This is a genomic window from Mycobacterium sp. (assembly GCF_019247615.1).
In the GTDB taxonomy this organism is placed as follows: Bacteria; Actinomycetota; Actinomycetes; order Mycobacteriales; family Mycobacteriaceae; genus Mycobacterium.
In genome coordinates, this window is the sequence record NZ_JAFBAT010000289.1 from 1 (window position 1) to 7,849 (window position 7,849).

Genomic DNA, 7,849 nt, shown 5'->3' on the forward strand with positions numbered 1-7,849 from the left:
TGAGGGAAATGCAGAAAAGGAACGGCGCCAGCGTCGAGAACCCTTTGCACGGCGGCGATGTGGGATGCGGCATCGGTCCCCACGGTCCAGTTGCCGAGCACCTTATCGATCGGGTTCGCCTCCGCGGCGCGTTGGATCTCGACGGGATCGGGCTGATCGACAGCCCCGGCGGTGAATCGCCACAATGCGGCGGCGCGGCGGGCCTCGTCGTCGCCGCCGACCACCGCGAACAGCTCGGCGCGCTTGCCCAGGCCGGCCGCGTCGCGACCCGAGGCCTGCGCGCCCGCGCCGAAGGCGGCCAGCAGCTTCGGGCTGGTGACATCGCGAGCCTGGGTGATCCAGCCGTCGCCGTATTGGCCGGCCAACTTTGCGCTTTTGGGGCCGCCGGCGGCCACGAAGATCGGCGGCGGCGTCGCCGGCGCGTCGTAGAGCTTCACCGCGTTCGTCTGAAAGTAGCGGCCTGCGAACGAGATTCGCGAGCCGCTCCACAGCTGCCGAATGATCTCGATCGCCTCGATCAGTCGGTCGTGGCGCTCGGTGTAGTTGCCGAACGCGTTGGTGGCGGCCTGTTCGTTGAGTCGCTCGCCGGTTCCCAGTCCCAAGAACACCCGCCCCGGGCTGAGGATGGCCAAGGACGCGAACGCTTGCGCCACGGTGGCGGGGTGATAGCGGTAGGTCGGACAGGTCACGCCGGTGCCGAACGAAATGTGGCTGGTGCTGCTGCCCACCAGCGCCAGCGTCAGCCACGGAAACATCGAATGACCCTCGTTGTCCTGCCAGGGCTGAAGGTGATCGCTCGCCCAGACGTACTGAAAACCGGCCCGTTCGGCCGCCTGGGCCTGTGCGATGAGCTGATCGGTGCGGAATTGCTCGTGCGACAGCACGAACCCCACACCACGTCCCGAGGGTGGGGGACCGGCCGGGTTGCCGCGGTCGCGCCCGGCATTTCCGCAGCCCGTCGAGAGCCCGACGGTGCCGAATACGCCGACGCCGGCCGCCATCCGCCCGAACGTCCGCCGCGGGATGCCGGTCACCGAAACCGGATACCCGTCGCGGGGTCCGCCACACCTGGCCCGCCCCCTAGTCTGAAACGGGTGAGCATACAGGCGCGTCCGGCCCGGAAAGACGATGTCCGCGAGCTGTCACGAACCCTGGCCCGGGCGTTTTATGACGACCCGGTGATGGTCTGGCTGCTTCCCGATGCCGAGTCTCGGACCGTACGGCTGCGCCGATTGTTCGAAACGGTGACCCGTCATCACCATCTCGCCCGCGGCGGCGTAGAAGTGGCCGGCGATGGACCGCGGGGTATCGCTGCCGCGGCGCTGTGGGATCCGCCGAATCAATGGCACGATACGCTCCGCGGGCAGCTTGCGATGACGCCGACGTTGGTGCGCGTGTTGGGTCTGCGTGCGATGCAGGGACATGCGGTGCAGGAGCTGATGAAGCGCGCACATCCCGAAGAACCGCACTGGTATCTGGCGGTTATCGGAAGCGATCCGTCGGTCCGAGGCCAAGGCTTCGGACAGGTCCTGATGCGGTCGCGGCTGCAGCGCTGCGACGCGGAGTACTGCCCGGCCTATCTTGAGTCCACGAACCGCGAGAACGTGCCGTACTACGAGCGTTTCGGTTTCACCGTCACCCGCGAGATCACGTTGCCGGACGGCGGCCCAACAATGTGGGCGATGTGGCGGCCACCGCGCTGAGCCCGCCTGGGCCAGCAACGCGATTGGACTTGCGCCCTTGACATTTCGTGTAGGCATGGGCTCCGGCGCTACCAGCCGAGCTGACTGCGGCGCGTTCGAAGAGTTGTCCAGTGGCGATGTCGATCCTCGTCACCCGCGGGATCGCGTTGCGCGACGGCTGCGTTTAGCCTCCTGGATCGGCGGGCAACCGTTTTCGCATGAGCGATAACCCGCAAGCCGACGAGCTGGTGGATCCCGCGGACTTCCCCGAGGAGGGCGGCCCGGGCGATACTCTGAACGCCAGCGAAGGCACCGACTCCGACGAATTGCGCAACGACGACGGCGACATCGTCGTCGACCCACCCGAGCGCTGGAGCGAGGCCGACCGGTTCGGGATGACGGCGCGCGAACAGCGCGAGGGGGAACCCCTCGACACTCGGCTGGCCGAGGAAGAGCCGGATGTGACCGACGTCGTGGATGACCCGCTCACCGACGATCGTCCCGGGCGGGCTCATCGGGGACAAATCGACGACGCACCCGAAGACGGGGACTCCCTGTACCAGGTCGTCGACGAGTAGTCAGTGCTCGGCTGTTCACTCCCCTGACGGTCGCCGAGCTCAAGGACTGCTCCGCCACCCCGCTATGCCGGTGGCGATCATTCGCAACTGCTTGACGGCGATGCGCCGGATGTCTTCCAGTGCCTCGGCGGTTTGAGAATCCTCGATTGCCTCGGCGATCACGATCATGGCGTTCACGAACAGGGTCGCCAGGACGTTGAGGTCCTCGGTGCTCCACTCGTTCAGGCCCGGGAAACGCGCCAGGTCGGTGGCGAGCTCGGAGGTGATCAGCCGGATCTCGGTGCGGATGGCGTAGCGCAGCACGCTCAGCCCGCTGTTGCGCTCGCGGCCGATGAGCCGCCAGTGCTCCCGTCGGGTGGCGACACTGGCTACCAGGATTTCGACGGACGATTCGATCACCCGGTTCGGGTCGAGCTTTCCGGCCCGCGCCTCGCGCAGCGTATCGCGCAGGCTGCGGAACGACTCGTCGATCAGCACGAGCCCGAGGGCCTCCATCGACTCGAAGTGACGGTAGAACGCGGCCGGCACGATCCCAACCTCGCGGGTCACCTCGCGCAGGCTCAGGCTGGAAAAGCTGCGGTCCTGCAGCAGCTTCAACGCCGCGGCAATGATGGCCCGACGGGTCGCCTCCTTGCGCTCTTCGCGCGACTGGCTTTCGCGTGGGCGGTCGCGGCCCGACCGACGCGAGCGTGAGACAGGAGTACGGCTGTTCACTATGTGAACCCTACCACAAACCGCCAGAAAACCTTGACTACCTGCGGTATCCGGGCGCACGGTGTACGTATGTTCACTCAAATACCCACGCGAAATCTCGCACAGAATCTCCGGAAGCGAGTCCTGGGTTCGGACCTGCTCGACCTGCTCACCGGTCCGCACGGTGTCGATCGCTACACCGAGCTGGTGGCGCCGACGTGGACGCTCGGCGAGGCCCGCGCCAAAGTCATCGACGTGCGCCGGACGACGCCGCGCAGCGTCACCCTCACGCTGGCTCCGAACGAGGCCTTCACCTCGGCCCACACGGTCAAAGCCGGTCAGTACGTCAACTTGAGCCTCGAGATCGACGGTCGTCGGCACACCCGCTGCTATTCGCCGGCCAACGCCGAAGGCAGCGCGCATCTCGAGCTGACGATCGGCCGGCACGACGGCGGCCTGGTGTCGAACTACCTGTTCGAGCGCGCGCGGCGCGGCATGGTGGTCGGCCTGGCGGGCGTCGGTGGCGACTTCGCGTTGCCCGCGGTGCGGCCGCGACGGATCCTGTTGGTCTCCGGTGGCAGTGGCATCACGCCGGTGATGGCGATGCTGCGCACATTGGTGGCCGAGCGCCACGGGGGCGAGGTCGCGTTTGTGCACTATGCCCGCACGCCCGCCGAGGCGTGCTACCGCGACGAACTGGCCGCCCATAACGAGCTGCGTGGCGTGCGGGTATTGCACGGCTACACCCGCTCCGGCGCCGGCGATCTGGTAGGCCGCTTCGATGCCGAGCACCTGGCCGCCGCGATGCCATCGCCGGACGTCGTGTTCGTCTGCGGGCCAACGTCTTTGGTCGATGCCGTGCGGGAACACTGCGACAACGTCCACACCGAGAGCTTCGTCCCACCGGTGTTCGACGCGCCGGCCGACCCGTCGGGCGGGCGAATCACGTTCGCCAACAGCGGGATCGACGTCGTCGACGACGGACGCTCGCTGCTTGAGCAAGCCGAGTCCGCCGGCCTGACGCCGGAGAACGGATGCCGGATGGGCATCTGCCATACCTGCACGCGGCGTAAGACCGCAGGCATCGTGCGCAACCTGGTCACCGGTGCGGTGTCCACCGCCCCCGACGAAGACGTGCAGATTTGCGTCTCCGTCCCGGTCGGTGACGTCGATCTGTCCCTATGACTTTCGACCCGAGGAGAGAACCCATGCCACACAGCAAGATCACCCTGACACCCGAACAGGCCGAGGAGTTCGGCCGCGAACTCGACGCCATCAAGGAGCGCGTCATGGCGGAGCTCGGCGAGCAGGACGCCGAATACATCCGCCGCGTCATCAAAGCGCAGCGGGCCCTCGAGGTCGGCGGCCGGGCGCTGCTGTTCCTGCCGCCCGCGTGGCTGCTGGGCACCGCGATGCTCGGCCTGTCAAAAATCCTGGACAACATGGAAATCGGTCACAACGTCATGCACGGCCAATACGACTGGATGCGTGACCCGGCGATCTCCGGTCGCGCGTTCGAGTGGGACACGGCTTGCCCGGCGGACCAATGGCGGCATTCCCACAACTACATGCACCACACCCACACCAACATCGTGGGCATGGACCGCGACATCGGCTACGGGATCCTGCGGATGAGCGAAGACCAGCGCTGGGAGCCGTACTTCATCGGCAACCCGCTCTACGCGTTCCTGCTGATGATTCTGTTCCAATATGGGGTCGCACTGCATGACCTGGAGACCGAGCGAATCCGCTCCGGGGAGATCCGGCTCGCCGACAAGCGCAAGGTGCTTCGGGCCATCTGGAGAAAGACGCGCCGGCAGACGCTCAAGGACTACGTCGCCTTCCCGTTGCTGGCGGGGCCGTTCGCCCCGTTCGTCTTCGCGGGCAACATGTCGGCGAACCTGATGCGCAACGTGTGGTCCTACATGATCATCTTCTGCGGTCACTTCCCGGACGGCACACAGGAGTTCACGGTCGAAGAGACCAAGGACGAGTCGCGCGGCATGTGGTATTTCCGCCAGGTTCTCGGTTCGGCCAACCTGACCGGCGGCAAGCTCTTCCACCTGTTGTCGGGCAACCTCTCGCACCAGATCGAGCACCACCTGTTCCCGGACATGCCGGCGCGCCGGTATGCCGATATCACCGCCGAGGTGCAGGAGATCTGCGAACGCTACGGCATCCCGTACAACAAGGGCCCGCTGCTGCGGCAGTTCGGCACCGTGGTGCGCAAGATCGTCAAGCTGAGCTTTCCGGGACCCGGGGTGCGGGCGCCGGAGCCAGACGACACCGCCGAAAAAATGCTCGCCGCCTGATCCCGTTCGGGCACCGAGCCTGCGCTCACTGCGCGTCCGCCTGAATTCAAGGTTCCCTTGGGGCGGCGCTGGGCGCAGGCTCGATCCATTTCGGGGCATTTCGGGGGCAGACGCCATGGGTCCGGCGGGGGACAATGGGCCCGTGGAATGGACCGGTGCTCGCTATGCGGACAAGCCAACGGTGGAAGCATCGACGTGGATTGACGCCGATCCGGTCCGCGTCTGGGGTCTGGTCTCCGACATCGCGCTGATGCCGACTCTGAGCAACGAGCTGCAATCGGTCCAGTGGGTCGACGGAGCGACCGGACCGCGCGTCGGTGCCCGTTTCGTCGGGTACAACGAACACGACGCGTTTGGGAAATGGACCACCACGTCACAGGTCATCGCCTGTGACGAGTCACGCGAGTTTGCTTGGGCGGTGGGCGATCCCGCGTTTCCGTCGGCGACATGGCGGTTCAGGCTGACGCCCCGGGACGGGGGCACGGTGCTGCGCTTCTGGATGCAGATGGGACCGGGACGCTCGGGTTTGTCGGTGGCCATAGACGCGATGCCCGACAAGGAAGAAAAGATCGTATTCGTGCGGCTGCGGGAGTTCGAGGGCGCCATCGACAAGACCCTGGCGGCCATCAAGAGGCTGGCCGAACACGGGGTGCGCTGATGCGAACCGCGACGACCGTCGAGCTCTCCGGGGCCGGCGGCAAGGTCGCCGAGTTCGCCGTCGAGGCCGAAAAGCTGGGTATTGACGTCTGCTGGGTTGCTGAGGCCTGGGGATCCGACGGGCCGTCGGCGCTGGGCTACATTGCGGCGCGCACCGACCGCATGCTGCTCGGTTCCGGCATTCTGCAACTCGGCATCCGGACGCCGGTCGCGGTCGCGCAGACGGCAATCACGCTGTCCAACCTGTCGTCCGGGCGGTTCTTGCTGGGGCTGGGCGCGTCGGGCCCACAGGTGATCGAAGGCCTGCATGGAGTGTCGTTCAGCCGGCCCCTGGCCCGGATGCGCGAAACCGTCGAGATCGTGCGGCAGGCGTTCACCGGGGACAAGCTCTCCTACTCCGGCAAGGAGTTTCACATCCCGCGGCCGGGCGGTGAGGCCGTGCCGATGCGGTTGTCGATTCGGCCGCACCACGCCATCCCGCTCTACCTGGCCGCCCTGTCGCCGGCGATGCTCCGGCTGACCGGGGAGATTGCCGATGGCTGGCTGGGCACCAGCTTCGTCCCCGAAGGCGCCGGCGACGCCTACTTCTCCCATCTCGACCAGGGCCTGGCGGCCGCCGGACGGACTCGCGCCGACATCGACATCTGTCAGGGTGCCGAAGTCGCCTTCGCATCAGACGAGGACCACCTGCGCGGCATGCTCGCCGCCCGGAAGAAGGAACTCGCGTTCAGCCTGGGGGGCATGGGTTCGTCGAGCACGAATTACTACAACCAGGCTTACGGGCGGCAGGGCTGGAAGGACGTCGCCGCCGAGGTGCGCGAGCGCTGGCAGGGCGGCGACCGTGAGGGAGCGGCCGGGCTGGTGACCGACGAAATGGTCTTGGCCACAACGCTCGTCGGCACCGAGGAGATGGTGCGCTCGCGGCTCGCCGTCTGGCGTGACGCCGGCGTGAACACCGTGCGGCTGTACCCGGCGGGCGACACCATGGACGCCAAGCTGGCGACCCTGGGCAGGGCCATCGAGCTGGTCCGCGAGGCCGCTTGACTCAGTGCGTGCCGGTGGGTGCCTCGGACACCTTCACGAGCTGCACATCGGGCCGCGCCGGCACGCCGTCGGCGAGGAACCACCGGAAGGCAAGGTTGCCACGCGGATAGCCAAGTGTGGTCAGTGAATTCGGGTGGGCCGTCAACCCGTGGGACAACACGATGCTCACGGAGCCGTCGCTGTTCGCCACCGCGCTATGGCCGTTGACGGAGCAACGCGCGTCGGGACCCTCGGAGGGTCCAACAGTGGCCATGAACTGGTTCCACACCACCATGTTCCAGAAGCGGCAGCGTGGGGGCCGGTGCGTGATGATCAGCGCTTCGTCGTCGTCGAGCACGAAGCTGCCGTAGGCGTAGCATGCGTCGCGCGCCGACCAGCCGAAATTGGCGTCGGGCACCTGGTAAGGGTCGGCGAACTCGTTTGCGGCATGGGCCGTCTCGTGACCGAGCGCATGTTCGTCGTCAGCGCGGGTCCCGACGGCCAGCGGGACGATGGCGAACATGGTGCGCAACCAGGCCGCGGCCGCCCGCAGGCTCGCCGCTGTTTGCGCGTCGCCGTGCCGGATCGGGTCGGGCTCGTCCAGCGCCTCGATGTTCCACGAAACCGGGCGGCCGGTGAGTGGGTCAGCTTGGTAGTCACGAGTCATCAGCACCGCCGCGTCGGGGGTTGGGGGGAATTCGAAGCAGAAGCTGCCGTCGGCATCGATGTTGAGATCGCTGTCGCGGAGGATCGCAACGACCCGGTCCGACCACGCGCCGGGCGATGGCTCGTTATACGCGGTCACCGAGAAGTACACGCTGTCGCCCCGGTTTCCGCTGATTCGGTACCGTCGCCGCGGATCGACCGGGCACATGAAGTAATAGGCGTCGGTGTTGTCGCCGCC

General features: G+C 67.0%; 9 protein-coding genes. 6 read left to right on the top strand and 3 right to left on the bottom strand.

Annotated elements, in window-relative coordinates:
* Nucleotides 1-1,034 (bottom strand): F420-dependent hydroxymycolic acid dehydrogenase (locus JO059_RS20225; protein ID WP_293321992.1); only part of this gene is annotated, 1,034 nt, incomplete at its 3' end.
* A 60-nt stretch (nt 1,035-1,094) separates the two neighbouring features.
* Between JO059_RS20225 and JO059_RS20230 the strand changes: the two genes are divergently transcribed.
* Nucleotides 1,095-1,703 (top strand): GNAT family N-acetyltransferase, encoded by a 609-nt coding sequence (locus JO059_RS20230; RefSeq protein WP_293321994.1) that lies wholly within the window; start codon nt 1,095-1,097, stop codon nt 1,701-1,703.
* A 197-nt stretch (nt 1,704-1,900) separates the two neighbouring features.
* Nucleotides 1,901-2,260, top strand: coding sequence for a hypothetical protein (locus tag JO059_RS20235; RefSeq protein WP_293321996.1), 360 nt, complete (start codon nt 1,901-1,903; stop codon nt 2,258-2,260).
* Nucleotides 2,261-2,299: 39 nt separating this feature from the next.
* On the opposite strand, the gene JO059_RS20240 is transcribed toward JO059_RS20235, so the two are convergent.
* Nucleotides 2,300-2,974 (bottom strand): TetR family transcriptional regulator, encoded by a 675-nt coding sequence (locus tag JO059_RS20240; RefSeq protein ID WP_293322011.1) that lies wholly within the window; start codon nt 2,972-2,974, stop codon nt 2,300-2,302.
* A 69-nt stretch (nt 2,975-3,043) separates the two neighbouring features.
* Here JO059_RS20240 and JO059_RS20245 point away from each other — a divergent pair, with 69 nt between their 5' ends.
* From JO059_RS20245 to JO059_RS20260, 4 genes are all read left to right on the top strand, one after another.
* Nucleotides 3,044-4,138, top strand: coding sequence for a ferredoxin reductase (locus JO059_RS20245; protein WP_293321998.1), 1,095 nt, complete (start codon nt 3,044-3,046; stop codon nt 4,136-4,138).
* A gap of 23 nt (nt 4,139-4,161) precedes the next feature.
* The gene (locus tag JO059_RS20250) at nt 4,162-5,265 is read left to right on the top strand and encodes an acyl-CoA desaturase (protein WP_293322001.1); all 1,104 of its coding nucleotides are present in this window, start codon (nt 4,162-4,164) and stop codon (nt 5,263-5,265) included.
* A 142-nt stretch (nt 5,266-5,407) separates the two neighbouring features.
* Nucleotides 5,408-5,923 carry an SRPBCC family protein gene (locus tag JO059_RS20255; RefSeq protein WP_293322003.1) on the top strand — a complete coding sequence of 172 codons (516 nt, stop codon included), beginning with the start codon at nt 5,408-5,410 and terminating at the stop codon, nt 5,921-5,923.
* Nucleotides 5,923-6,966, top strand: coding sequence for an LLM class flavin-dependent oxidoreductase (locus JO059_RS20260; RefSeq protein WP_293322006.1), 1,044 nt, complete (start codon nt 5,923-5,925; stop codon nt 6,964-6,966). Before JO059_RS20255 ends, JO059_RS20260 begins: the two co-directional genes overlap by 1 nt.
* A 1-nt stretch (nt 6,967) precedes the next feature.
* Here JO059_RS20260 and JO059_RS20265 read toward each other — a convergent pair.
* Nucleotides 6,968-7,849, bottom strand: an 882-nt coding sequence (locus JO059_RS20265) for a hypothetical protein (protein ID WP_293322009.1), incomplete at its 5' end; no start/stop codon positions are given.

Coding starts and splice junctions, on each gene's coding strand:
- JO059_RS20245 (WP_293321998.1), top strand. CDS start 3,044: ATGTTCACTCAAATACCCACGCGAAATCTCGCACAGAATCTCCGGAAG.
- JO059_RS20250 (WP_293322001.1), top strand. CDS start 4,162: ATGCCACACAGCAAGATCACCCTGACACCCGAACAGGCCGAGGAGTTC.
- JO059_RS20260 (WP_293322006.1), top strand. CDS start 5,923: ATGCGAACCGCGACGACCGTCGAGCTCTCCGGGGCCGGCGGCAAGGTC.
- JO059_RS20235 (WP_293321996.1), top strand. CDS start 1,901: ATGAGCGATAACCCGCAAGCCGACGAGCTGGTGGATCCCGCGGACTTC.